The sequence below is a fragment of the Exiguobacterium sp. s50 genome, assembly GCF_018618175.1.
GTDB classification, from domain to species: Bacteria; Bacillota; Bacilli; order Exiguobacteriales; family Exiguobacteriaceae; genus Exiguobacterium; species Exiguobacterium chiriqhucha.
In genome coordinates, this window is the sequence record NZ_JACSLP010000002.1 from 365,591 (window position 1) to 389,599 (window position 24,009).

Annotated in this window: 21 protein-coding genes; 13 read left to right on the top strand and 8 right to left on the bottom strand. The window is 52.0% G+C overall.

Going from position 1 to position 24,009, the window contains the following annotated elements:
- Positions 1–137: 137 nt before the first annotated feature.
- Entirely contained in the window at positions 138–2,564 is a 2,427-nt protein-coding gene (locus KNP68_RS04290) for a bifunctional diguanylate cyclase/phosphodiesterase (RefSeq protein ID WP_251131451.1), read from the bottom strand.
- A gap of 246 nt (positions 2,565–2,810) precedes the next feature.
- Here KNP68_RS04290 and KNP68_RS04295 point away from each other — a divergent pair, with 246 nt between their 5' ends.
- The 3 genes from KNP68_RS04295 to ltrA all read left to right on the top strand — a co-directional run bounded on the left by KNP68_RS04295 (position 2,811) and on the right by ltrA (position 8,981).
- Positions 2,811–6,191 (top strand): InlB B-repeat-containing protein, encoded by a 3,381-nt coding sequence (locus KNP68_RS04295; protein ID WP_214798779.1) that lies wholly within the window; start codon positions 2,811–2,813, stop codon positions 6,189–6,191.
- A gap of 90 nt (positions 6,192–6,281) precedes the next feature.
- Positions 6,282–7,130 carry a MurR/RpiR family transcriptional regulator gene (locus KNP68_RS04300; protein ID WP_029594780.1) on the top strand — a complete coding sequence of 283 codons (849 nt, stop codon included), beginning with the start codon at positions 6,282–6,284 and terminating at the stop codon, positions 7,128–7,130.
- Positions 7,131–7,718: 588 nt separating this feature from the next.
- The gene (gene ltrA, locus KNP68_RS04305) at positions 7,719–8,981 is read left to right on the top strand and encodes a group II intron reverse transcriptase/maturase (RefSeq protein WP_214798647.1); all 1,263 of its coding nucleotides are present in this window, start codon (positions 7,719–7,721) and stop codon (positions 8,979–8,981) included.
- Between the two features lie 65 nt (positions 8,982–9,046).
- Here the strand turns inward: ltrA and KNP68_RS04310 are convergent, their stop codons facing one another.
- Positions 9,047–9,931: a manganese catalase gene (locus tag KNP68_RS04310; protein WP_214798782.1), complete on the bottom strand. Its 885-nt coding sequence runs from the start codon at positions 9,929–9,931 to the stop codon at positions 9,047–9,049.
- A gap of 202 nt (positions 9,932–10,133) precedes the next feature.
- Between KNP68_RS04310 and KNP68_RS04315 the strand changes: the two genes are divergently transcribed.
- The 6 genes from KNP68_RS04315 to KNP68_RS04340 all read left to right on the top strand — a co-directional run bounded on the left by KNP68_RS04315 (position 10,134) and on the right by KNP68_RS04340 (position 14,951).
- Positions 10,134–10,529: a hypothetical protein gene (locus KNP68_RS04315; protein ID WP_029594782.1), complete on the top strand. Its 396-nt coding sequence runs from the start codon at positions 10,134–10,136 to the stop codon at positions 10,527–10,529.
- Positions 10,530–10,622: 93 nt separating this feature from the next.
- On the top strand, positions 10,623–12,143 hold the full coding sequence (locus KNP68_RS04320) for an FAD-dependent oxidoreductase (RefSeq protein WP_214798785.1): 1,521 nt from the start codon (positions 10,623–10,625) through the stop codon (positions 12,141–12,143).
- Between the two features lie 214 nt (positions 12,144–12,357).
- The gene (locus tag KNP68_RS04325) at positions 12,358–12,744 is read left to right on the top strand and encodes a DUF2512 family protein (protein ID WP_214798788.1); all 387 of its coding nucleotides are present in this window, start codon (positions 12,358–12,360) and stop codon (positions 12,742–12,744) included.
- 15 nt (positions 12,745–12,759) lie between these two features.
- On the top strand, positions 12,760–12,960 hold the full coding sequence (locus tag KNP68_RS04330; protein ID WP_029594786.1) for a hypothetical protein: 201 nt from the start codon (positions 12,760–12,762) through the stop codon (positions 12,958–12,960).
- A gap of 13 nt (positions 12,961–12,973) precedes the next feature.
- Positions 12,974–13,270: a spore coat protein gene (locus KNP68_RS04335; RefSeq protein WP_058764647.1), complete on the top strand. Its 297-nt coding sequence runs from the start codon at positions 12,974–12,976 to the stop codon at positions 13,268–13,270.
- A gap of 88 nt (positions 13,271–13,358) precedes the next feature.
- The gene (locus tag KNP68_RS04340; protein WP_214798791.1) at positions 13,359–14,951 is read left to right on the top strand and encodes an FMN-binding glutamate synthase family protein; all 1,593 of its coding nucleotides are present in this window, start codon (positions 13,359–13,361) and stop codon (positions 14,949–14,951) included.
- Positions 14,952–14,957: 6 nt separating this feature from the next.
- On the opposite strand, the gene KNP68_RS04345 is transcribed toward KNP68_RS04340, so the two are convergent.
- Together KNP68_RS04345 and KNP68_RS04350 are read right to left on the bottom strand one after the other, a co-directional pair.
- The gene (locus KNP68_RS04345; RefSeq protein ID WP_214798795.1) at positions 14,958–16,157 is read right to left on the bottom strand and encodes an MDR family MFS transporter; all 1,200 of its coding nucleotides are present in this window, start codon (positions 16,155–16,157) and stop codon (positions 14,958–14,960) included.
- A gap of 186 nt (positions 16,158–16,343) precedes the next feature.
- Positions 16,344–17,330: a metallophosphoesterase family protein gene (locus tag KNP68_RS04350; RefSeq protein ID WP_214798798.1), complete on the bottom strand. Its 987-nt coding sequence runs from the start codon at positions 17,328–17,330 to the stop codon at positions 16,344–16,346.
- Positions 17,331–17,451: 121 nt separating this feature from the next.
- On the opposite strand from KNP68_RS04350, the gene KNP68_RS04355 reads away from it, so the two are divergent.
- Positions 17,452–18,066 carry a flavodoxin family protein gene (locus KNP68_RS04355; RefSeq protein WP_214798801.1) on the top strand — a complete coding sequence of 205 codons (615 nt, stop codon included), beginning with the start codon at positions 17,452–17,454 and terminating at the stop codon, positions 18,064–18,066.
- A gap of 42 nt (positions 18,067–18,108) precedes the next feature.
- Here KNP68_RS04355 and KNP68_RS04360 read toward each other — a convergent pair whose 3' ends face one another.
- From KNP68_RS04360 to KNP68_RS04375, 4 genes are all read right to left on the bottom strand, one after another.
- On the bottom strand, positions 18,109–18,594 hold the full coding sequence (locus KNP68_RS04360; RefSeq protein WP_214798804.1) for a hypothetical protein: 486 nt from the start codon (positions 18,592–18,594) through the stop codon (positions 18,109–18,111).
- Positions 18,595–18,832: 238 nt separating this feature from the next.
- Positions 18,833–19,345: a DUF1643 domain-containing protein gene (locus KNP68_RS04365; protein WP_214751264.1), complete on the bottom strand. Its 513-nt coding sequence runs from the start codon at positions 19,343–19,345 to the stop codon at positions 18,833–18,835.
- A 142-nt stretch (positions 19,346–19,487) separates the two neighbouring features.
- Positions 19,488–20,369, bottom strand: coding sequence for a phosphogluconate dehydrogenase (NAD(+)-dependent, decarboxylating) (gnd, locus tag KNP68_RS04370; RefSeq protein WP_214798807.1), 882 nt, complete (start codon positions 20,367–20,369; stop codon positions 19,488–19,490).
- Between the two features lie 61 nt (positions 20,370–20,430).
- Entirely contained in the window at positions 20,431–20,643 is a 213-nt protein-coding gene (locus tag KNP68_RS04375) for a hypothetical protein (protein WP_029594793.1), read from the bottom strand.
- Positions 20,644–21,078: 435 nt separating this feature from the next.
- Here KNP68_RS04375 and KNP68_RS04380 point away from each other — a divergent pair, with 435 nt between their 5' ends.
- The 3 genes from KNP68_RS04380 (at position 21,079) to KNP68_RS04390 (ending at position 23,978) form a co-directional block, all read left to right on the top strand.
- Positions 21,079–22,032: an LCP family glycopolymer transferase gene (locus KNP68_RS04380; RefSeq protein ID WP_214798810.1), complete on the top strand. Its 954-nt coding sequence runs from the start codon at positions 21,079–21,081 to the stop codon at positions 22,030–22,032.
- A 73-nt stretch (positions 22,033–22,105) separates the two neighbouring features.
- Positions 22,106–22,951, top strand: coding sequence for a YihY/virulence factor BrkB family protein (locus KNP68_RS04385; RefSeq protein ID WP_214798813.1), 846 nt, complete (start codon positions 22,106–22,108; stop codon positions 22,949–22,951).
- Between the two features lie 103 nt (positions 22,952–23,054).
- Entirely contained in the window at positions 23,055–23,978 is a 924-nt protein-coding gene (locus tag KNP68_RS04390; RefSeq protein ID WP_214798816.1) for an LCP family glycopolymer transferase, read from the top strand.
- The last annotated feature ends 31 nt before the right edge of the window (positions 23,979–24,009 follow it).

Here is a 24,009-nt window from a genome sequence, read left to right on the forward strand (position 1 = left end):
ATCGTCACCTCTAAATCGAATTTTTTTCCATCTCTCCACTATAATATCAAATTAAATTCGATTTACAAGTCGAATGACGGAATTTTTTTCGAATAACAAAAAAAGCGTCCCGACCTAACGAGTAGGCGGGACGAGGGTCAGACACTTTTCTTATATGGATACAGGAACGAGTCGAGCTCTTCGGCGGGCATCGGCTTGTTGTAATAGTAGCCTTGCGCCTGGTTGCAATCCTCGGCCTTGAGGAAGGCGACTTGTGCTTTCGTCTCGACACCTTCGGCGATGACGTTCAGACCGAGCTCGTGCGCCATTCGGATGATCGTCTTGACGAGGGCGGCGTCCTTCGAATCCGTCTCGATGTTTTTCGTGAAGTGTTGGTCGATTTTCAGCGTGTCGATCGGGAACAGCTTCAAATAACTGAGCGACGAGTAGCCGGTGCCAAAGTCGTCAATCGACAAGTGGACGCCAAGGGCGACGAGTTCCTCCATCGTCTCGATGGCACTTTGCGCGCTCTGGATGACGGTCTCGGTCAACTCGAGCTCGAGGTATTCCGGTGCGAGCCCGCTCGCCTCGAGCGCCTGGCTGACAATGTCCGGCAAATCTTTTTGCGCGAACTGGAGCGCCGAGATGTTGACGGCGACGCGGAACGGTTCGACGCCCGCATCCTGCCACGCCTTGTTCTGCCGGCACGCCTCATTCAAGACGTACTCGCCGAGACGATGAATGCTGCCGGTTTCCTCGGCGATCGGGATGAACTCGGCCGGGGAAATCATGCCGAGCTCGGGATGTGTCCAACGCACGAGCGCCTCGACACCGATGAGCACCTCGGTCTCGAGATGCACTTGTGGCTGATAATGAATCGAGAACTCGCCGCGGCCGATGCCTTTCCGGAGCGCCATCGCAAGCTGTGACTTGCGCGCGACAGACTCGTTCATGTCTTTCGTGAAGAACTGGAAGCCGTTCTTGCCGTCCTCTTTCGCCCGATACATGGCGATGTCGGCGTTCTTCAACAAGTCATCGGCCGTCCGCCCGTCGGACGGATAGAGGCTAATGCCAATCGATAGGCTCGTGAACACGTCCTCACTTTCGAGCAAGAACGGTTGGTTCAACGCGTTCGTAATCTGTTGGGCGCGGTGGGCGGCTAAGTTGCTGCCGGTGTTCGGCGACAGGATGACGAATTCATCCCCGCCGAGACGGGCGAGCGTGTCGCTCTTAGTAATCGTCGTCAACAGCCGGTCCGTCACTTGGCGCAAGAAGACGTCGCCTGATGAGTGGCCGAATCGGTCGTTGATGACCTTGAAGTTGTCGAGGTCAATGTAAAACAACGAGAATGTCGACTCGCTGCCTTGGGCAAGCAAGGCGTCGAGCCGGTCGTTGAACAGGCGGCGGTTCGGTAGGCCGGTCAACGTGTCCAAATAGACGAGGTCGTTGATTTGTTCCTCGATTTGTTTCCGTTCACTGATATCGCGGATGATACTGCTGAAGAAGAGACCCTTCTCCGTCTCCCATGTGCCGAGTGACATCTCGAACGGGAACTCGATGCCGTCCTTGCGCAGTCCGACGAGCTCGACCGTGCGGCCGATGACGTTCGCTTCACGCGTCTGACGATAGCGTTTCATGCCTTGTTCGTGTGCGACCTTAAAGCGCTCGGGCATGATGAGCGTGATCGATTCCCCGAGCACCTCGCTTGCGGCATAACCGAACAGTCGCTCGGCCCCGTGGTTCCATTGCACGATGCGACGTTCTGCGCCCGCGACGATGATGGCATCGTTCGCCGACTCGATGACGGATTGGAACTTCGTTTCGAGTTCGATGGACTGACGCTCGAGCTGCTTCTCATTGCGTAGCGAGATCAGCATGAGCACGAACAGCGTCGTGACACTGCCGCCGATCCAGAAGGCGAGGAGCGTGCTGTCCATCGAGAAGCCGGTCAAAGGTTGTGGCGTCGCGAGCGGCGTAAATTCGGCCGCACCCATGCCGATATAGTGCATCCCCGAGACGGCGAGCCCGATCAAGAGAGAGCAGACGAGTCTCCGCCAATGGAATCGTGACACGTCCGGGAGCGAGAACAACAGATACAGCCCGACGAGCGAGGCGACGAACGCGACGACGGCCGATAACAGCCACATGACCGGGTCGTACGTCAATACGGCGTTCATCTGCATCGCTTCCATGCCGACGTAATGCATCGAGACGATGCCGATGCTGATGAAGACGGCGCTGATGACGAGATCGCGCGGTCGTGCCGTCTGTCGGCTGACGATGTAGAAGGCGAACCCGGACGAGACGATGGCTGGAATGATCGAGGCGATGACGATGCCGATATGGTAGGATACGTCGGCCTCCAAATGAAAGGCCAACATCCCGATGAAATGCATCGCCCAAATGCCGAGCCCGAGACTAAGGGCGCCGGCGCTCACCCAACGGAGGCGCGACACCCGTTCGGCATATTTGAGCCGACTGCTAATATCGAGCGAGACAAAGGCCGAGAAGACGGCGACGGCGATGGATAAAAAGACGAGGGGAAGACTGTACGTACTATGGAGGTGGTGTTCGATGGGGACCAACCCTTTCTTCATTAAAGTCGGGACAAACGGATGAAAGCTGACAGGTTCTCAAAAATGAGCTTTCCTAGCTTAGCATATTTGTCTTGACGTGAAGGGAATCTTTTCCACAGTGGGTCAATAGTTTGGCACATTGAACTCAGTGAAATTAAGATAAAAACGATTTGGAATATTTTTGAACAAAAGGTGAAACGGTACTTTCGGATTTACAATAGAACTATCTAACTAGAAGAGAGTGAGAATCGACCTATGAAGAAGACCGTCAATCTATTTATTTTGTTCATCTTAATGTGGGCAACGTTTGGAGTACGAGATGTGCAAGCCAGTACGGACATCTACTATATTTATTCGATGGATGATTTTAATCAAATTTCGAATCAGCTGAACGGGCATTATCGACTAATGAATAACTTGGATTTTAAGGGGGCAGAACAGCTGCCAATCGGAACGAAGGATAAACCGTTTACCGGTGTTTTTGATGGGAATGGTTTCGCTGTCTCAAACTACCAAGTACAACGAACCGATTCCATGACGCATATCGGATTGTTTGGTCATGCTAAAAATGCAACATTCCGTAATCTTTTCATTACGGATACACAATTAACGATTGGGAGCGATGCCAATCTAGAATTTTTTGGTGGTGCTCTTCTTGGTTATGGAGAATCGGTCATGATGGAGAATATTCAAATCGATTCATCTGTTTCTGTAATCATCGAACCGTTGTTTAAATCAACAGTGGGCGGTATTGCTGGGGAAATCAAAGGGACAAGTTTGAAGCCGTCTTCTTTACTCAACGTTTCGAATGAAGGGACGATCAGTGGGAAATATCGGATTGGTGGAATACTGGGAAGCGCTTCTTACACGACGATTGAGTCTGCTAAAAACTATGGCGTCATCAAGGGGGGAGATTCAGCGGGAGGAATCGTTGGTTATCTGTCTCAAAGTAAGCTTTTCCAGGCAGAAAACGATGGGGACATCAAATCCACCCAATCGAGCGGAGGAATTGTCGGCAACGCTTCCTACTCGATCGTTGAAAAAGCATTGAATAAAGGTTTTGTTCAATCGAGTGGAAGTTGGAGTGATATAGGGGGCATTATCGGGTTCATGAGGAAGACCAACTTGACGGACGCAAAGAACACAGGTAGTTTCTCTGGAAAAGGAAGCCAGACTGATATTGGCGGTTTGGTAGGGGATGCCGGCCAAGAAAGTATCATTCGTAATGGGATGAATCAGAGTGACATTGTCACATCAGATAGTTCGATTGGTGGAATCGTCGGAGAAGTTTATCAATCGTTGATTCAGCAAACATATAATGAGGGAGACTTGTCAGGTTCTACTGGAGGCGGGATAAGCAGCGCAATTAGTAATTCAGTTATTCAAAACAGTTTCAATATCGGGAAAATACAAGGAAGTGTGACATCAGGTGGTCTAGTAGGCTATGCGTACCAAGATTCAAGAATCGAGTCATCGTATAATAGTGGCTTCGTAAGAAGATCCTATCTACATGGGGCATTGGCAGGGAAATACGAAGGGACCATGCAGGGCGTCTATGGCGTCACGCAATCTCGTTTAATTGGTGAAGGGGAAGCACAAGGACAAATCATTTCGCCTACTGCAACAGTCGTATCCGAACTCATGCCTCACTTCTCGTCGGCCGTTTGGGAGTTTTCGTCGGAGCATTATCCAGTATTAAAGGACTTGGAGAGACCGACAGGAAAACAGCAATATCCAATCGGAGTGAAACAAATTAATTTAAAAAAGGCTACGTATCGCCAATATGAAGAAATCGATTTGACAGATGGACAAGCTCTGGTTGTGAACAACACTGGAAAAGAAACATCCGTTCCGTTGAATAAGAGCATGTTGGAGCAGAATCACATACTTGAAAATGCAGGAGAACAATCTGTATGGTTTCAAATCTCAGGTCTCTCTAGCACAGCGCAAGTCCAAGTGACACCTCGCTATCAAGCGATGTTTATGAATCATCAAAATGCTCTAATAGATGTCCAATATGTCGAACCTGGTCAAAAGGCTCAACCGACTATGATTCCGGATCGAGAAGGGTATACGTTACAACATTGGACACCGGAATTTGAGCCTATGAACAAGGATCAAGTCTATAAACCGATTTACACAAAGAACACGTACAATATACAGTTGCAAGACGGGGATCAGCTTATTGATACTGTATCATTTTCCCACGGTGAACGTCTTTCATTGAAAATTCAAGAGCCTACGAAATCAAATCATTTCTTCATTGGTTGGTACAAGGATCAAGCTTTTACTGAGAAAATCGATCTGAATCAAGATGTGACGGAATCAATGGATTTGTATGCTCGTTTTATACCTGTACCAGAAGTTACGAATCTGAAGGTTGTCTCAAAAGGTGGAGAAGCCACCTTAACGTGGAACGGAACGGTTGGCACCACATTCTATTTCCTCGATGTCTCGAACGATTCCGACTTTGCAAGCTTTACGCGTTATAAGGTAAACGAACGAAATTATAATTTGTACCTCGCGCCAAAAGGTATTCATTATATTCGAGTAAAACCGATACTTACACTTGAAAATCAAGATTGGGAAGGTTCTTCAAGTACCGTATTTCGGGATTCCCTTCTCAAAAAAATTGATGGAATCAAAATATCAGATGTCACATCAACATCCGTCAAGCTCTCATGGAATCGACAAAACTATAATCATTTTTATGTGTATCGTGCAGAGGACAATGGCATATTCAAACAAGTTGCTACTGTGAATACAGAAGCTTGGACTGATACACGACTCGATCATCGCAAAGATTATCAATATAAAATTGTTGGTCATTTAAAATTAGATGACACGGGCGGTTTGTTGAGCGAGGTTAGCGATGTTGTTTCGGTTCGATTGAAGCTTCCTTATACAGGTACATGGGAAGTCAATCCTATTGCAGAAAATAGTACTGTTGTGACGGGCAAGGCGCTTGAACCAAATGGACATGTCGAAGTATACAAAGGATTACAGCGACTTGGTCAACTGACGAAACTCATAAATGGATCTTACAAAGTTGTGATTCCTAAACAACCAGCAGGAACACTGTTGACAATAAAATTTTATCCGCATCCTATGTACGAAGTAAGGGTGCAAAAAGTCTATGTTAAAAAAGAACTACCTGCCTTCATGGTTATCGCACCAGCGGCCACGGACAAAACCCTGAGCGGTAAAGGAAAGCCTGGTGCAACCGTACGTGCCTATAGTGGTACTAGTCCAGTCAGTAAGGCGATTAAAATTGGAAGCAATGGTACGTTCAAGCTGACCATATCTTCACAAGTTGGTGGGAAAGAACTACAGGTGAGGATGTCACAAACCGGATATCTAGATCGGACGGTTAAAACTAAAGTGTTATATGTCTTCAAAACGTTCCAAATTTCGACGGTTAAATCGAGTCACACGTCGGTATCAGGTAAAGGGAATCGTGGCGCCAAAGTACAAGCTTACGTAGGCAGCAAGGCAATCAGTAAGCCGAGTACAGTCAATACAAAAGGTGCGTATCGTTTAACAATTCCGAAACAAAAGCCAGGAACAGTCATCAAGGTGAGAATGACTCAGAATGGGTACAAGACGCAAGACAAAACGATTAAAGTGATTAAATGATTCAGAGAGGAGCGTTCGCATGAAACGTTCCTCTTTTGATTGCGGAATTTTTTTCGAAACGGTATCGTAAAAAGAAAAAGGGTGAGACATATGGAATCGATGAACGGCCTGGCCCGCATCCGTGGCGCCTATACGACACTCGGCAAGAAAGAGCAACGGATCGCCGATTATATCTTGAAGCAGCCTGAACGCATCATCCACCATACGATCAATCAAGTCGCCGACGACCTCGACGTCGCCGAGTCGACCGTGTTCCGTTTCTGTCAGCGCGTCGGCTTCAAAGGCTATCAGGCGCTGAAAATCGCGCTCGCCACCGACGTCGTCGCACCGCTCCAAGACATTCATGAGGACATCTCGCAAGAAGACACGCCACTTGAGATTGCGGAGAAAATCTTCACGTCGAACGTGAAGACGCTCGAGGCGACACGACAAATCTTGGACGGGGCCTCACTCGATAAGTCGGTGGCGCTACTGTTGTCGGCCCGTCGCATCGAGTTCTTTGGCAGCGGGGGCTCGGCCGTCATCGCGCTCGACGCGTATCATAAGTTCGTCCGGAGCGGATTGTTCGTCACGGCGAACTTGGAATCGCATATGCAGCTCATGTCGGCGTCACAGCTGACGACCGACGACGTCGCCGTCCTCATCTCGCACTCGGGCGCCTCGAAAGACACGCTCGACGTCGCGAAAGTGTTGAACGAGCGCGGCGTCCCGACGATCGCCATCACGAACTATGCGAAGTCACCGCTCTCAAAACTCTGTGACGTCGCCCTCTATACCGTGTCGCAAGAGACAGAGTTCCGTTCCGAGGCGCTCGCCTCGCGCATCGCCGAGCTCAGCCTGATTGACGCCTTGTTCACCGTCGTCATGATGCGGCGCGGGGAAGAAGGCCGAGAATCGCTTCAAAAAATGCGCGAGGCTATCTCGCTTCGGCGCATGTGAAAAGGCTGACCCATTTTTGGGCCAGCCTTCTTTCAGTGTGCCCGGCATGGGCGTAATCTATAGGGTGCAAGTCCCGAACTGTGAAGGCAGAAGTAATAGTTAGCCAAGCGCAAGGGTGTCCACGGCGACGTGGAATCTGAAGGAAGCGGGCGGCAAACCTCCGGTCTGAGGTACACGAACTTCATACGAGGCTATGTGCGACTGGGTGAGCCTGCTGAACAAGGCAAAGCCCTTTCTGCCGAAGGTCGCATGCAGTAAATGGAGCAGATAGATGGAGGGAAAGATTGCGTCCTTACCCGGGGAGCTCTGATTGGAACGCCAAGTACCCTTGGTAACCCGCCCAGTGATGGGCGGCTGAACAATCAGAAGTCAGCAGAGGCCATAGTACCACCTTGTCTCGAGACGAGTGGGAAGGGCCGAACAATTAAGAGAGAACAACATCTTGGCAGGCAGTCGCTGTGATGAACACAGACAACCCGTCAGGGCTTGCTTGAATGGAGGACGTGGTGAATTCCACTGGGGACATCAAGAGGGTGGAGCAGGGACTGGATAAAGAAGAAGCGTTGTTCACGGAAAGAGGCATAACGAATGTTAATGGAACAGATTCTGTCACGGGAAAATTTAATACGTGCCCTGAACCGAGTGGTTCGGAACAAAGGAAGCCACGGTGTCGACGGAATGCCCGTACAAAACCTGCGAGCGCATGTCATCGAACACTGGGACACCATGAAGGTGGAGCTTCTGTCGGGAACCTACCAGCCGCAACCGGTCCGCAGGGTCGAAATCCCGAAACCTGACGGCGGTGTGAGACTGCTCGGCATCCCTACCGTGATGGATCGCTTCATTCAACAGGCGATCGCCCAGGTGTTGTCGTCTATCTACGACCCCACGTTCTCTGACCACAGCTATGGATTCCGACCGAATCGGAGTGCCCACGGGGCGGTCAAGAAAGCAAAAGGGTACATCGCAGAGGGAAATCGCTGGGTGGTCGATATCGACCTGGAGAAATTCTTCGACCGGGTGAACCATGACAAGCTCATGGGGCTTCTGGCGAAGCGAATCGAGGACAAGTGTCTGCTCAAGCTCATCCACAAGTATCTGAAAACCGGAATCATGATAAACGGAGTCGTGACGGACAACGAGGAAGGCACTCCGCAAGGAGGCCCACTCAGCCCACTGCTCTCGAACATCGTCCTAGACGAACTGGACAAGGAACTCGAGAAACGTGGACATCAGTTCGTCCGCTACGCCGATGACTGCAACATCTATGTGAAAACACCAAAAGCGGGAAATCGGGTCATGAGGTCGGTGACCTCCTATATCGAAGGGAAGCTGAAGCTGAAAGTGAACGGCAACAAGTCCGCCGTAGACCGCCCATGGAGACGAAAGTTCCTTGGGTTCAGCTTCACGAAGCACAGAGAACCGAAAATACGGATTGCCAAAGCCAGTGTGAACCGGATGAAAGATAAAATCCGCGACATCACATCGCGAAAGAGACCATACTCGATGGAGGTCCGTATCCAAAAGCTGAACCAATACCTGATGGGATGGTGCGGATACTTTGCGTTGGCAGACACACCGAGTGTGTTCAAGACCCTCGAGTCGTGGATTCGAAGAAGGCTACGCATGTGCGTGTGGAAGAGTTGGAAGAAGCCGAGCACAAAAGTGAGAAAGCTCACCGGACTGGGCATCCCGAAAGGGAAGGCCCATGAATGGGGCAACTCACGGAAGGGTTACTGGCGGATTTCAAAAAGTCCGATACTGCACAAAGCCCTCGGGAACTCCTACTGGAGTTCCCGAGGGCTCAAAAGTCTGGTATCACGTTATGAAACTTTGCGTCATACATCTTAATTGAACCGCCGTATACCGAACGGTACGTACGGTGGTGTGAGAGGTCGGGAGTTAATCACTCCCTCCTACTCGATTTTCCGTTTGATTTGGTCGGCGACTTTTTTGACAACTTTCTCGACACCACCCGGGGCATCCAAGTCATGATAGAGCGATTTGTCCGGAATTTCCATGACCGGCTTCTGGCCTTGCGGGGCCGGGTCGCTCAAATAGACGAAGTCGCCGGCACCATCCGGCGCGCTGCCGGTCGCCCATTTGCCTTGGCTCGACTCATTGCCTTCCGACAAGTCCCAAAACTCGAGACCGTGTGGCTCAGCCTCTAACTCATCCTTGGCAGAGAAGGTTGCTGGTACGATGACGCCGTTCTTCTGTTCGAGCTCATCGATGGCCGCCATCCATTGATATTGGTGATAGCGATCACGGGCGAGCATCTTGCGGAATACTTTCCGGACCCCTTCATCTTTCGTCATATGATAGAGACGGGCGACTTGGAGTCGTCCTTGCGTCTCGGCATGCAAGTTCGAGCGCATGTCGGCGAGCAAGTTCCCACTCGCGACGATATACGACCCGTTCCACGGCACCCCGTTCGAGTTCGTCGGCAGTCCGCCGAGCCCGCTGACAATCAAATGCTGGGGGTTCATCCCGCCAAGGATGGCTGCCGTCGCCGGGTCTTTAGCCGCCTCGGCCTGGTCGTCCGGTGACGCCCCGTCGAGCAGTTGCGAGATGAGGGCACAGAGCATCTCGACGTGGCCGATTTCCTCGGTCCCGATATCCATAAGCATGTCCTTATACTTCTCTTCCCCGCGACAGTTGAAGCCTTGGAACAAGTACTGCATCATGACGGTCATTTCCCCGAATTGACCGCCGAGCACTTCTTGGATTTGACGGGCGAGCTGCGGATCCGGACGGTCGACGTTCACTTCGAACTGTAATTCCTTCTGATGGCGAAACATAGAACTCCTCCTTTGTTTGAACAACTGGTAAATGCACGACAAAGGTATAGTTCCACTATCAATATGTATAAAAACCTGGAATTTGAAAAAAATTTACATATACAAGTAGGGGTATGGGTATCGTCTGAGGGTTACAATTGATTAAATCGTGGAATTAGTAGTAACAGATTGATTTTCGTCTATACAGAGAGGAACGACAGCTATGAACAACCTTGAATTCTTGACGACCGAACACTACGACGTGTTCAAACGGTTGGCCCAGCGCCTCCATAATCCCGGTGACGTCAAGAAAGAGTATTTCTCCGCCCTATACGTGATTGCCGGGAATGAGCGGGTGCGGAACCTCCTCTTGCCGTACATGGACCTTGAGCAAGGGAAAATCAGCACGGCGACCATCATCGACGACAACACGTTCGAGAAGCAGGATTTCATCCTCGTCAAACTCGTCATCCATTTGTATAACAACAAAGAATGGGTGCTCCCGACCGAGCTGATTACGTTACCTGAACCGGATTACCAGCTCGCGATGCAGGCGATCACGCTCTGTCGCGATCAACAATTCGATGAGGTGGTCATCCCGAGCGACCAAGAGACCTGAAGCAGGTCTCTTTTTTTTGTTTCTCGTTCCCAAATGAAGGGTAATTCATCCATGCATTCGAAACCGTTGGATTTTCCTGAAGGAGGGACACGTATGTTACAAGATTTTCCGAAATCGTATTGGCGCGATGTCGTCGTGAAGACGGTCAACCCGCTCAACGAAGACATCAACACCGAGGTCGTCGTAGTCGGGGCCGGCATCGTCGGCGTACTCGCCGCCTTGCAGTTGGTCGAACGTGGGAAGCAGGTCGTTTTAGTGGAAGCGGCACGTTTCGCGACCGGTACGACCGGTTATACGACGGCTAAAGTCTCGGCCCAGCATGGCGTCGTCTATACCGAACTGGTCAAATCGCTCGGGGAGGACAAAGCGCGGCTCTATTATGAGGCCAATATGGACGCGCTCCGTTTCCTCGAGGAGCAAGTCGACACGCTCAATATTGACTGTGACCTCGAGCGCCAGCACGCCTATATGTACGCCCACTCGTCCTCGAGCTCGGCGAAACTGCTCGAGAAAGAAGAAGAGGCATATGAAAAACTCGGAATCGACGGTGGTGACGCCACGGACGAAGTGAACGGTCTCTTGCCATACGACGTCAAGAAGGCGACCGTCATGCGCGACCAGCTTCAATTCCATCCGGTCAAATACTTACAAGGGTTGATGGACCGCTTCCTCGAACTTGGCGGGACGCTCTATGAGATGACGCGGGTGACGGGAATCGAGTACGGGACGCCACATCGACTCGAGACGATCACAGGTCACTCGATCGAGGCGCAAGATGTCGTCGTCGCGACCCATTTCCCGTTCAACGACTTCAAAGGTCTCTATTTTGCGAAGATGGAAGTCGAGCGCTCGTACGTCGTCTCGGCCGAGGTCGAGACGTTCCCGGAAGGCATGTTCATCAGCGTCGATAAACCAAGCCGTTCACTGCGGCACGTCAAACTCGACAATGGCAAAAAGATGGCCATGTTCGGGGGCGAGAACCATTTGACGGGTCATAAGGAAGAGACGCTCGCCTGTTACGAGAAGCTCGGTGAGTTCGGGACCCGCCATTTCGGTGCCGAGACGTTCAGCCACCATTGGTCGGCCCAAGATTTGATTACGCTCGACAAAGTGCCGTACATCGGCCGAATGACGAACGATACGCCGCACGTCTTTGTCGCGGCCGGATTCTCGAAATGGGGAATGAGCCAAGGGATCGTGGCGGCCCGACTCATTGCCGACTTGGTCACGAATCAACCGAACCGCTATGAGGAGCTGTATGATCCGACACGTTCGAAATGGAAGCTTGCGGACGCGGCCCGATTCATCAAGACGAATGCCGATGTGGCCAAAGAACTCGTCAAAGGAAAATTGAAGCCGACGGACAAACGAGTGGATGAGCTCGGTCTCGATGAAGGTGCCATCGTCAAACATAATGGCGAACAAGTCGCTGCCTACCGGGATCCCGAGGGACACGTCTCGATGGTCGGGTCGGCCTGTACGCACATGGGCTGTACGGTCAATTGGAACCAAGCCGAGCGCTCGTGGGACTGTCCGTGTCATGGCTCGCGTTTCAAACCGAACGGGGAAGTCATTGAAGGACCGGCCGTCAAATCCCTTCCGGACAAGGCATGAAATCAATTTGTAAATATTTCTAGAAAATCATGAGGTCAAGTCATTACCGAAGCCGACTTGAGGTCCAGCATTTAACAGTCCACTTTTCCATTGTGATGGTTTGACTCTCATCATGTTCGTCCGATAATGATCGCTAAATTTTTTGTTTGAACGGGAGGACGAATGGAAACATGGTCCATGTACGAACGCCATCACGGGGAAAGGGTGAACGTCGATGCAAGTGAATCATGGAAAGGCACTGAGTCTCAAACTAGGGGGATTACTCATCGTGTTTATCGCGGTCTTGACGCTCGGGTTTGACGTGCCGTGGTACCACGCCGCCTGGATCTCGATTGCGGTCGGACTGATCGCCTATGGGGTGGGCGACATGTTCGTATTACGGAAATTCGGTAACTTGATTGCGACAGCGGCCGATTTCGGCCTCGTCTTCTTTTTGACGTGGTTCTTCCTGTGGATTCTCGACTTCGATATCGGGACCGAGACGAGTTTCGTATTGCTTTCGCTTTACACGGCTCTTGTGACCGCCGTCGTCGAGTTTATCTTCCACGGATGGCTGCTCAAGCATAAACGAGAAGAAGCGCATGTCCATTCGACACGATGAAAAGGAGGAAGGAAGATGGCTAAAAACAAACTCGCGATTCATGAGGTGCTAGAGATTCATGAGATGTTGACCTTGAAACAAGCAGGGCTCGTCAAAGGGTATGTGAGCGAACCGCTCATCAAGGACGAAAAGCTTCAGAAGATCGCCCGGAAGCATTTGAAGAACACCGAACAAGCGATCAGTGAACTGAAACAATTGTTGCCGAATAAGGCGTAAGGAGGAGACACATATGGGAATCACCGAAAATTTGAAACGTGCCAGTAAGCAGCGGGACGAACTGATTGCGACCGATTTACTCATCACGGCGAAGTCGGCCGTTCGGGCCTATGCGGTGGCTGTGACCGAGACGGCGTCACCAGAAGTCCGGAAAGTGCTCATCCAGCAATTGAATCAAGCGATTGAAGATCATGCCGAGATTGCCGACTATATGATTAAAAACGACATGTATATGGCGTACGATATCGAAAAGCAGTTGAAGCACGACAAAGAAAAAGTCGACAAAGCGAGCAAATTGATCAAGAAGTGATGGCCGACGGAAACGTCGGTCTTTTTTCGTTTCAGGAATGGTGGCCCGTGGTATCGGATAAGGACTATACGTGAGGGAGGAGACACCCATGTCTGTAAATACGACGATGCTCGCCATCGTGCTCGTCCTGATGGTGTCGACGATTGCCGCCCCGTTTCTGTTCGTCTTCTATCTATGGCGCAAGGACCGCCATCAGCGTGAGCACTCCGTCCTCCGGAACTTCCCGATTCTCGGCAAGGTGCGCTACATCTTGGAGAAGGTCGGGCCCGAGATGCGCCAATACTTGTTCTTGAACGACAACGAGGCGAAACCGTTCTCGCGAAACGACTATGAGGCGGCCGTTATTTCCGGGAAATATAAGTCGCGCATTATCGGGTTCGGCTCGGAGCGAGACTTCGAGCGGGGCGGGTTCTATCTGCAGAACGTGCTCTATCCGACGAACCGGAACGAGCTCCGCATCGATAACAGCGAGACCGTGACGACGCATCTCTATCAAGTCGAGGAGGACAACCTGTTCACGCGGAAAGAGCGGATTGTCGAACGCGACGTCGGACCGTACTTATTGACAGAAGAGGACAGCATCGTCATCGGGAAACAGACGTGTCGGGAGCCGTTCTATGTCCGCGGTCTCGTCGGTCAGTCGGCGATGAGTTTTGGTTCGCTCGGCGAGAACGCCATCACGGCGCTGTCGATTGGACTCGGTCGGGCCAAAGGGACGTGGATGAATACCGGCGAGGGTGGACTGTCGGACCATCATTTGAAAGGCGGGGTCGACCTCATCTGTCAAATCGGACCGGCGCTGTTCGGCGTCCGGACCGAGGACGGTTCGTTCTCGGACGCGGCGTTCAAAGCGAAGAGTGAGATTCCGCAAGTGCGTGCCTTTGAGTTGAAGCTCGCCCAAGGTGCGAAGACGAGGGGTGGCCATATCGATGGCGCGAAAGTGACCGAAGAGATCGCCCGTATCCGGAACGTCAAGGTCGGTGTGACGATCGACAGCCCGAACCGGTTCTCTGAGTTCAAGACGGACCGAGAACTGCTCAGCTTCATCGAACGGCTGCGAGACATCGGCGGCAAACCCGTCGGCATCAAGCTCGTCATCGGACGCCTCGCGGACGTCGAGGCGCTCGTTCAAGAGATGGCTTCTTCCGGACAGCATCCCGATTTCATCACGGTCGACGGCGGGGAAGGCGGGACCGGGGCGACATACCAAGAGCTCGCCGATTCGGTCGGACTGCCGTTGAAGGCGGCGCTCCCGTATGTGCATCAACTACTCTTGCAATATGGGATTCGTGACCGTATCACCTTGTTCGCCTCCGGCAAGCTCGTCACGGCAGACAAAATTGCCGTCGCGCTCGCACTAGGGGCCGACTGCATCAATATCGCTCGGGGCCTCATGTTCAACGTCGGCTGCATCCAGGCGCAAGTGTGCCATACGAACCGATGCCCGGTCGGCGTGGCGACGACGGACCCGAAACTGCAGCACGCCCTCGTCGTCGACGAGAAAAGTTACCGCGTGACGAACTATATCATCTCGCTCCGCGAAGGGCTCTATAACATGACGGCCGCGGCCGGCCTCGATACGCCGACGAAGCTGTCGCTCGAGCATGTCGCTTACAAGTATCCCGACGGTCGGGTGAAGCGGGGCGAGGAATTATTCGATGGACAGGCGAAAGACGGATGACCGCGGTCATCCGTCTTGTTGTGTGAGCTGTTGGAACAGTTTGGCATAGAGCCCCATCCCGATGAGCGCCGACAGCAAGATGAGTGTAAAGACGGCAATCGGGGACACGAAGCCCGAGGCGAGCACCGTCACCGGCGCAAGGAACTTGCCGATCGTGTTTTGGAGCGTGTCGGCCGCGAGGTATTGTCCGCGTGATTCGGTCGGGGCGTAGCGGCTGACGAAGCTCTGGCTGACCGGGGAGCGGATCAACTCGCCGAATGTGAACACGGTCGTGACGACGAGCAAATACCAGATGTTCGACGAGAAGGCGACGAGGAACGTCCCGAAGCCGGCGAGGAACGTCGACAACAGGAAGACACGTCGTTCGTCCCACGCTCGGAACACGCGCGTAACAGGAATGATGAAGACGACGAACAAGAGCCCGTTATAGGCGACGAGCCAGCCGAACAGGACGGTGTTCGAGACGTCGAACGTGGCCGGGGCCTGTTCAATCAAATAGACCGGTACATACACGTCGAGTTGCATGATGGGGATCAAGGCGAATACGCCGGCAATCAAATAGAGGCGGAACAACGGATCGCGCAAAATCGTCGCATACGAACGCCCTTGGGTGCGGAATGTTTTGGCGACCGTCTTCTCAGGTAAGTCCGGCCGTGTCTCACGGGTGAGCGCCGCGAGCAGCACTCCGTATCCGAACAGGACGAAGGCACAGCCTAATAGGAGCGCTTGGCGATGCTCGAAGAAGAGGACCGCCCCAAGGATCGGACCGAGCACGGCGCCGATATTGTTCGACGCCATGAACGTCGCGAACACATCCCGTAAATGTTCGGTTGGCACGAGGTCGGCGACCATGGCCGAGCTGGCTGGTTTATAGATGGCGCCCATGAAACCGATGCCGATATAGGTGACATAGTCGACGTAGGCGTTCGTCGAGAAGGCGAACGCGAGGAATAAGACCCCTTGCGCGAACGTCCCGACGAGCATGACGGGCCGGCGTCCGATCTCGTCAGCGAGCGAACCGCCGATCAAACTGCCGATCAAAAGGAACAGCGGAGGCACGGCCATGAGCAGACCGGCCAGCTCGACGCCGAGCGTCTGGGCAAAATAGACGGTGATGAACGGGAAGTACATCCAAAACAACAGGTTGAACAGGCCTTCACCGAACAAGCGGACCTTCAGATTGAGGTCCCAGCGGTATGATTCCATCGTTGTGCTCCTTTCGAGAGTCTATCTCTACTTTAGGGAGTCTAGCTGAGAAAGAATAGACTTATGTTGCGGGATTTGCTAAGCTAAAAATAGAAAAAGCGAATATATAGGCGCTTGTTTGCGTTGTACCATAAAACGAACGTACGTTTGTAAAATGACCCCCGATGGAACCATCGGGGGTCATTTTTATTGGGTCGTCTTCGTCGCTTTGAAGCTACGGGCGAAAAATTCTTCGAATCGATTGTCATCTTCAAGCAGCAATCTTCCGGTCATCGAGAGGCGTCGTGTCGGGTAACCTTTCGATTGGCTCGGTGTGACGAAGTAGTCATCGGGATAGGCGGCCAACGTGGAGCGGATGAGCTTGCGCAACAGCGTTTCGTCCTCTTCAATCCATTGTTCCGACGGGCCCTCGAGATTGTCGCGCGTGAGCAAGAGGCGCGAGCCGTCTCGGAGAAACGAGTTGAAACTGATTCGTCGCGTCTCCGGTCCTTCGAACGTGCGGAACTCGTGGGTGATACCAGAAGGCGTGACTTCGCCGATGATATAACCGGTCGACCACGCCTTGCCGCATCCGTCCCAGACGGAGAAGATGTGACCGGGATAGACGAGATTGGCTTCACCTCGATGGATCGATTCATAGCGATGATGGTGGCCGAGGGCATAATAATTGAATCCGAGTTCGGTGACGACAGATGTGAAGAACTGTTTTCGGTCTCCATGGCTGAGAAAAATGTTCGGATACGGGTCGTCCCGGACCGGGGTAAGCGCGAATTGTTCCTTCAGTCCGGCTTGGTTCGTTTCACAGCTTAATCCATAAATTCCGGCTCCTAGCGTTTCATCGTAGAGATAACCCGGGTGAAGGAAGCTATGTACGTGCTCAATCTGACGCCAACAGTCGTCGTAAGCGAGCCGATTGAGATCATGGTCCCCATATACCAAATAGACGGATGCACCGAGAGCAGTCCACGTCTTCAAATACGGGACGAAATCTTCGGGGTCGCTCACTTCGATGTCGCCGGCGATGAGCACCGCCTTGATGTTTTCTCGGCGAATGACTTCCGCTAGCTGGGCGAGCTTATCGGCTTGAATGTCAAAACTCGTCCGTTCGGCGGTGATGGCGTTCCCAGTATGTCTTGCATGATGTAAATCGGCAATATGGATGAAGCGTGTCATTAGCAAAGCCTCCTGCAGCTAGTTTATCCTAATTTTCCCATGTGAAGGCAGGCATGTCGACAAGATTAAGCTTCCTACTCACCGGGAACACCTAACTGTTGATCATCTAAGGAGGGATTCGATGAAAGCCTTATTCTTGAACTGCTCATTGAAAGGCGAGGGTACGACCTCGCACACGGAAGGGCTCATGAAAGATATCATCCCGCACTTCGACAAACTCGGGGTCGACTCGGAGATTGTCCGTGTCGTCGACTACAACGTCGCGTTCGGAGTAACAGAAGATGAAGGGGGCGGTGACGAGTGGCCGCAAATTTTCGAGAAAGTGAAGGCGGCCGATATCATCATCATCGGGACACCGCTTTGGCTCGGTGAGAAGAGCAGCGTCGCGACGCAAGTCATCGAGCGGCTATACGGAGGAAGCGCCTTAACGAACGATAAAGGCCAGGCCATCTATTACAACAAAGTCGGCGGTGTCGTCGTGACAGGGAACGAGGACGGGGCGAAACATGCCTGTGCGTCCATCTTGTACGGGCTATCCCATATCGGCTTCACTGTCCCGCCGAACGTCGACACGTATTGGGTCGGCGAGGCCGGTCCGGGTGACTCCTATATCGAGGCCGGTCGCGACAACGCCTTCACGAGAAAGAACGGTCGCGTCATGGCGTACAACCTCTACCATTTCGCGAACCTATTGAAGCAGACGCCAATCCCGGCGGAAGGCAACGTCATGGAGTGACGGACAGCGCGACAGCCCCTAGACATCTAGGGGCTGTTCACATTAGAACCTTGCTCGGAGCTCGACCTTGCGGAACTCTTTCAGCAATAAAATCGAGATGTCGTCGATGAAATGATCCCCGACCCAGCATGGTTCAAAGTGGAGCCAATTCGAATACGAGTCCGGCTGGAGAATCAGAATCCCGTTCGACAGCCAGGCCGTTCGCGCCCGGGTCGCTACACCGTCAATATAAAACATGACGTAGATATCTTTCATTTCATGCAAATAAGTCACGTGCATCTCGACGCCGCGGCCATCCTCACACGTTCGTTTCAGCTTGAGCATGTGAATGCGGGTGTGGACCAGAGCGTATGCCTCACATAAGAAGTACCCGCCATGCTCGAACGCATAGAACGCTTGGGCGACGAGTTTGTCAAAGCATGCCTCCATGTCCTGCCAGTTATGATTCCGTCTCCGGAACACGGGCCTGTCTCCTGGCTCATAAAGCTCTTTCGGGATGTAGACGTTATAGTCGTGAAGTTTACGCATCATGCCGGCTCCTTCTGTGTCACAAGATATGCTGCTCTTTCATCATACGTCTGCTGAAACGAAAAGAGTTTTACAAAAATTAGTACATTTGTAGGGAAAAATGTACGCGATTTCCATCGGTACCAACGTTTCTTTGATGAAGAGCAAGAGTGACAAATACTACAATAAAAAACCGACTTTAAAAAATCGGTTTTAGACAACAAGATGAGTAAGGTCTGCAGAATAATAATACGGATGTTCAATGATTAACAAAAGGGATAGGGGTTAAGTCTCTTCTTAAAAACAGAGGATGTTTTGGATAAGTGCCACAATTCGTTTTAGCAAGACAGTATAGAGGTTTGTCGCGCAATAAGAATAGTGTTTCCTCCATACGGCTACGGGCAAGGTTTGATGTGATAGCTTGACCCCAGGCGAGGACGACCATTTCTGAGTCCTTTGTATATGTTGAGATATAGTAATCATTTTCTGGACCGATTGGATCAGGCATGGAACTTAAGTTCTGAGGCTTAGTGGAAATCCCCGCAAACAAATTAACGACCCTAATGCCGTCATATCCCCAATCCTTAGCAAAATTGATACAGCGTTTTAAAGTCGGATCAGGTCGGTCTTGATTTCCAACACTCGGATTTAACATGATGAATGTGACGTAACGCTCTTTTAAACCCCACGTACACTCAAATAGGTATCGATATTGTTTTTGTTCATCTAACACTGCGCGTACCTTATAACTTGAATCCCATGCATTTGACATCCAATCGCCTCGCTTCAATGAAATAGTTTATTTTATTATATCCATTATGAGGTAAACTGCCTCGTAAAAAAAGGTTATGGGTGGACGTTGACAAACTTAGACATATAAAAAACGTCAACCAGCTTCGGGTTGACGCTAATCCTTACTTTTTCTCCACCGCATGCCCACCAAATTCATTCCGCAACGCAGCGACGACTTTCCCGGAGAACGTGTCCTCTTCGAGCGAGCGCTGCCGCATCATGAGCGACATGGCGATGACCGGTGCCGGCACCCCGTACTCGAGCGCCGTCTCGACCGTCCATTTGCCTTCACCCGACGCATGCATGACCCCTTTAATCTCGTCGAGCTTCGCATCTTTATGGAACGCGCTCTCGGTCAGTTCCATCAGCCACGAGCGGACGACCGAGCCGTGATTCCAGACGCGGGCGACTTGCTCGTGGTCATACTCGAACGGGCTCTTCTCGAGAATCTCGAACCCTTCGGCGATGGCTTGCATCATCCCATACTCGATACCGTTATGAATCATCTTCAAGAAGTGGCCACTGCCACTCGGTCCGGCGTACAAATAGCCGTTGTCCGTCGACACGTCGTGGAAAAGTTCCTCGATTTTGCCGAACGCCTCCAAATCTCCGCCGATCATCGTGCAGGCGCCGTGTCGTGCCCCTTCCATGCCGCCACTCGTCCCGACGTCAAAGAAGTAGATGAGCTTGTCCTTGAAGTGCTCGGCCCGCCGCATCGATTCCTTATAGTTCGAGTTGCCGCCGTCGATGACGATATCCCCAGGTGACAACAATGCATGTAGGTCGTTCAAGACATGCTCGGTCACGTCACCGGCGGGCACCATCACCCAGACGACGCGCGGCGCTTTGAGCCCGTCGACGACTTCTTCGAGTGACTGTTTCGTCTCGAACTGACTCGTCGACACATTGCCCGGGTCGTAGCCGAGGACGCGGTGCCCGCCGTCCGTTAAATTGAGCGCCAAGTTCAACCCCATCTTCCCAAGTCCGATCATCCCTAATTCCATATCGGTTCACCCCATTCGTTGATTTGGTTTCCTTATAAGAGTTACCCGATATGGATGGACTTCAAAAGAGGGGCGGGATGTCATCGATTCGATAGGCGAGAATCGAACCGACCTTCACTTGCTTGCCGTCACTCAATTCGACATAGTCATTGAGCGGGCTCGCCTCTTTCAACGTTTTCTCAAACGTGAACGCAGCCTCATGTTTTGACCCCCCGTACACGATGAACGAACAAGGCTCTTCTTTCTCTAAAAAGCACGTGACGACATAACGCATCTGCCGATTCCTCCAACCAATGAATGGATTTAAATTTACATTTTCATTACGAACAATACAATTATTACAAAAAATCATCCATTTGTCCCATAAAGGTTTTTGAATATAAGGAAACATACCTAAAAAACAGCACATTCGACTAAATATTGACACGATTTCATACAGGTCCTAATCCAAAAGCAGGACCTTATGCGTATGACTGAAATGTGATAACGGTTTCACCTTTACAGAAGCGTGGTACTCTTACAAAGGAATGTCGACGAAACCCTAAACTTTTGATGAGGGAAATCCGATACTTAAAAACGAACGAATATTTCGACATCATTCGGCAATCATTTACCTTTTTTACAAATAATTTAAAAAGCCGCAATGTTTTGCGTGCTAAACTAAAACCTGGTCTATTTCATTCAAGGGTTCGAGGAAAGGTGTTATGTCATGGAAGAGCAAAAGAAAAAGAGAGTCAAGAAACGCCGTAGAAAGAGTTCGCCCGCTAAACGCATCGCGATCATCGCGGGAATCGTAGTAGGGTTGTTCCTGCTCATCGGAGTCGGGGTAGCTACATATCTATATAATCAAGTCGATTCGACCGTCGAACGGTTGAACGAGTCGACGGGCCTTAGCCCAGAACGTATGACGACAGAAGCCATCAAGGACAAGAAGCCGATCTCGGTCCTTCTCCTCGGTGTCGATCGTCATGCCGACGAGCAAGGGCGCAGCGACTCGATTATCGTCATGACGCTCAATCCGAACACGGATCAAAGCGCGATGCTCAGCATCCCGCGTGACACGAAGACGGAAATCGTCGGCAAAGAGACGTCTGATAAGATCAATCACGCTTACGCGTTCGGTGGAGCCGAGATGGCACTCGACACGGTCGAGAACTTGCTCGACATCCCAATCGATTACGTGGCTGAAGTCGACATGAAGGGCTTCCAAGACACGGTCGACCTGCTTGGTGGCGTCAACGTGACGAACAACTTGGCGTTCACGTCAGGTGAGCACACGTTCGAACCGGGCGCACTCACGCTCAACGGTTCAGAGGCGCTCGCTTACACGCGCATGCGCTATGATGACCCGAGCGGAGATTTCGGTCGCCAGGAGCGCCAACGTGACGTTATCACGGCGCTCGTCAATAAAGGCAAAGACGACTTCTCAATCTCGAAATTCAACAACATGCTCGACGTGCTCGGCAACAATGCCAAGACGAACATGACGTTCAAAGACATCCGGACGCTCTCGAGCGACTATATGGCTGCTTTCAAAAACCAGGACGTCCTTCGCCTCGAAGGAACGGGCGGGAAAGAAAGCGACGGCATCTATTACTGGAATCCGGACGCCACTTCACTCGAAGACGTGAAGTCGTATCTCGGACAATTGATGGAACAGTGACGGTTCGCCTCATCCAAAATTCGGATGGGGCGTTTTAATATGTGCGATAATAAATAGAAAAGGAGTGACCCGAGTGCTCGACCGCCTGATCCGCCTCGTCATCGACGTCCGCCATCGGTTCAAGGACCATCATATCAACGACTATAGCGCGACGCTCGCCTTCTTTTGGTTTCTCGCCATCTTCCCGACATTCGTCCTCTTGTTCGCCGTCATGGCGTGGTTCGGCATCGACGACGCCTTGTTGATCGAACAGATCGAGATTCTCATCCCGGGCTCGAGTGTGCGTGACATGCTTTCGATCGTCTATGATGTCAGCGGCAACATCAACGCCGGCCTCGTCTCGATTGGGGCCATCATCGCCGTCTGGTCAGCGTCGAACGGGACGGCCCGCCTCGTCAAGCTGACCGTGTTCGCCTACGGGGAGACGGAAGCGCGGAGCTACGTCGTCCGTCGGTTGATTGGGTTGCTGACGCTCCTCGCCTTCAGCGTCGGTGCCGTCATCTTGATTGTTTTCCATATCTTTGGCCGTGAGTTCGTCGAGCTCATGTATACGTGGTTCCCACAGCTCGAGGACTTCGACCGATTAGCGACACTCACCCGGTATACGGTGTCGACGGTCATCCTCATCTTCGCGTTCTCCATGTTCTATAAGATTGCCCCACAGCAACGCGTCCGCTTCATCGAGACGCTCCCGGGTGCCATCTTCGCCGTGATCTCCTGGCAGATGCTGTCGACGGGCTATAGCATCTACGTCGACCAGTTCTCGATGTTCGGCGATACGTACGGGACAATCGGCATCGTCATCTTGCTGCAAATCTGGCTCTACTTGACGGCGGCGACGATGTTGCTCGGTGCTGAAATCAATGCGGCCTGGCCATACCACATGCGACGCACGCGTTATAAGACGCATTTCCCATAAAAATTGAAAAGATATGGTTAGCATTTTTTGACAACGTGCTATAATACAACACGTGAAGCGGGAATTATATCCATATCTAACGATTTTGAAAGCAGGTGCACGCATGGCGAGACATAAGAAGAAATCACGCTGGAAAAAGGTGTTGGCGATCACGCTCGGCGTCCTGACGATTTTCCTCGTCGCCGGGGGCTTGTTCGTCTGGTCGATGTACCGAGACGTCAACGAGACGGTGACGAAAGTGAACGACAATCTCGAAATCAGTCCGGAACGGAAACAAGTCGAGACGATTGAACAGAAGGAATCGGTATCGGTGTTATTACTCGGGATTGACCGCCGTGACGGGGAGCAGGGACGGAGCGATTCAATCATCGTCATGACGCTCAACCCGACGACGGACGAAGGGGCGATGCTCAGCATCCCGCGCGATACGAAGACCGAAATCGTTGGCAAAGGCGTGAACGATAAAATCAACCATGCCTACGCGTTTGGTGGGGCCGAGATGGCGATGAACACGGTCGAAGGATTACTCGATATCCCAATCGATTACGTCGTCGAGGCGGACATGGAGGCGTTCACCGAGGTCGTCGACGCACTCGGCGGCATCACGGTGACGAACAACTTCGCGTTCTCATCGGACGGCTACTCGTATCCGGTCGGACAGGTCGATTTGAACGGCGCCTCGGCATTGTCATACGCCCGCATGCGTTATGACGATCCGAACGGGGACTTCGGTCGCCAAGAGCGGCAACGCGCAGTCGTCGCGGCTATCGTCGAGAAGGGACGTTCTGATTTCTCGGTCGACAAAGTGACGAAGCTGCTCGACGTCGCCGGCAACCGGGCCAAGACGAACATCGAGTTCAATGAGCTCGTGACGTTGTCGACAGACTATATGAAGGCGTTCCGTAACGCCAGTACGCTCCGCATCGAAGGCTCAGGTGGTCTCGAGTCGGACGGCATCTATTACTGGAATCCGGATTCGGCCTCGCTCGCCGACGTCCAAGCCGAGCTGCAACGCTTGATGAACTAAGCCATTCCTCATGGGATGGTTTTTTTTGCGT

What these genes read in the sequence shown, in the direction of transcription:
- KNP68_RS04295 (WP_214798779.1), top strand. Translation starts at nt 2,811, where the DNA reads ATGAAGAAGACCGTCAATCTATTTATTTTGTTCATCTTAATGTGGGCA.
- KNP68_RS04300 (WP_029594780.1), top strand. Translation starts at nt 6,282, where the DNA reads ATGGAATCGATGAACGGCCTGGCCCGCATCCGTGGCGCCTATACGACA.
- ltrA (WP_214798647.1), top strand. Translation starts at nt 7,719, where the DNA reads ATGTTAATGGAACAGATTCTGTCACGGGAAAATTTAATACGTGCCCTG.
- KNP68_RS04310 (WP_214798782.1), bottom strand. Translation starts at nt 9,931, where the DNA reads ATGTTTCGCCATCAGAAGGAATTACAGTTCGAAGTGAACGTCGACCGT.
- KNP68_RS04315 (WP_029594782.1), top strand. Translation starts at nt 10,134, where the DNA reads ATGAACAACCTTGAATTCTTGACGACCGAACACTACGACGTGTTCAAA.
- KNP68_RS04320 (WP_214798785.1), top strand. Translation starts at nt 10,623, where the DNA reads ATGTTACAAGATTTTCCGAAATCGTATTGGCGCGATGTCGTCGTGAAG.
- KNP68_RS04325 (WP_214798788.1), top strand. Translation starts at nt 12,358, where the DNA reads ATGCAAGTGAATCATGGAAAGGCACTGAGTCTCAAACTAGGGGGATTA.
- KNP68_RS04330 (WP_029594786.1), top strand. Translation starts at nt 12,760, where the DNA reads ATGGCTAAAAACAAACTCGCGATTCATGAGGTGCTAGAGATTCATGAG.
- KNP68_RS04335 (WP_058764647.1), top strand. Translation starts at nt 12,974, where the DNA reads ATGGGAATCACCGAAAATTTGAAACGTGCCAGTAAGCAGCGGGACGAA.
- KNP68_RS04340 (WP_214798791.1), top strand. Translation starts at nt 13,359, where the DNA reads ATGTCTGTAAATACGACGATGCTCGCCATCGTGCTCGTCCTGATGGTG.
- KNP68_RS04345 (WP_214798795.1), bottom strand. Translation starts at nt 16,157, where the DNA reads ATGGAATCATACCGCTGGGACCTCAATCTGAAGGTCCGCTTGTTCGGT.
- KNP68_RS04350 (WP_214798798.1), bottom strand. Translation starts at nt 17,330, where the DNA reads ATGACACGCTTCATCCATATTGCCGATTTACATCATGCAAGACATACT.
- KNP68_RS04355 (WP_214798801.1), top strand. Translation starts at nt 17,452, where the DNA reads ATGAAAGCCTTATTCTTGAACTGCTCATTGAAAGGCGAGGGTACGACC.
- KNP68_RS04360 (WP_214798804.1), bottom strand. Translation starts at nt 18,594, where the DNA reads ATGCGTAAACTTCACGACTATAACGTCTACATCCCGAAAGAGCTTTAT.
- KNP68_RS04365 (WP_214751264.1), bottom strand. Translation starts at nt 19,345, where the DNA reads ATGTCAAATGCATGGGATTCAAGTTATAAGGTACGCGCAGTGTTAGAT.
- gnd (WP_214798807.1), bottom strand. Translation starts at nt 20,369, where the DNA reads ATGGAATTAGGGATGATCGGACTTGGGAAGATGGGGTTGAACTTGGCG.
- KNP68_RS04375 (WP_029594793.1), bottom strand. Translation starts at nt 20,643, where the DNA reads ATGCGTTATGTCGTCACGTGCTTTTTAGAGAAAGAAGAGCCTTGTTCG.
- KNP68_RS04380 (WP_214798810.1), top strand. Translation starts at nt 21,079, where the DNA reads ATGGAAGAGCAAAAGAAAAAGAGAGTCAAGAAACGCCGTAGAAAGAGT.
- KNP68_RS04390 (WP_214798816.1), top strand. Translation starts at nt 23,055, where the DNA reads ATGGCGAGACATAAGAAGAAATCACGCTGGAAAAAGGTGTTGGCGATC.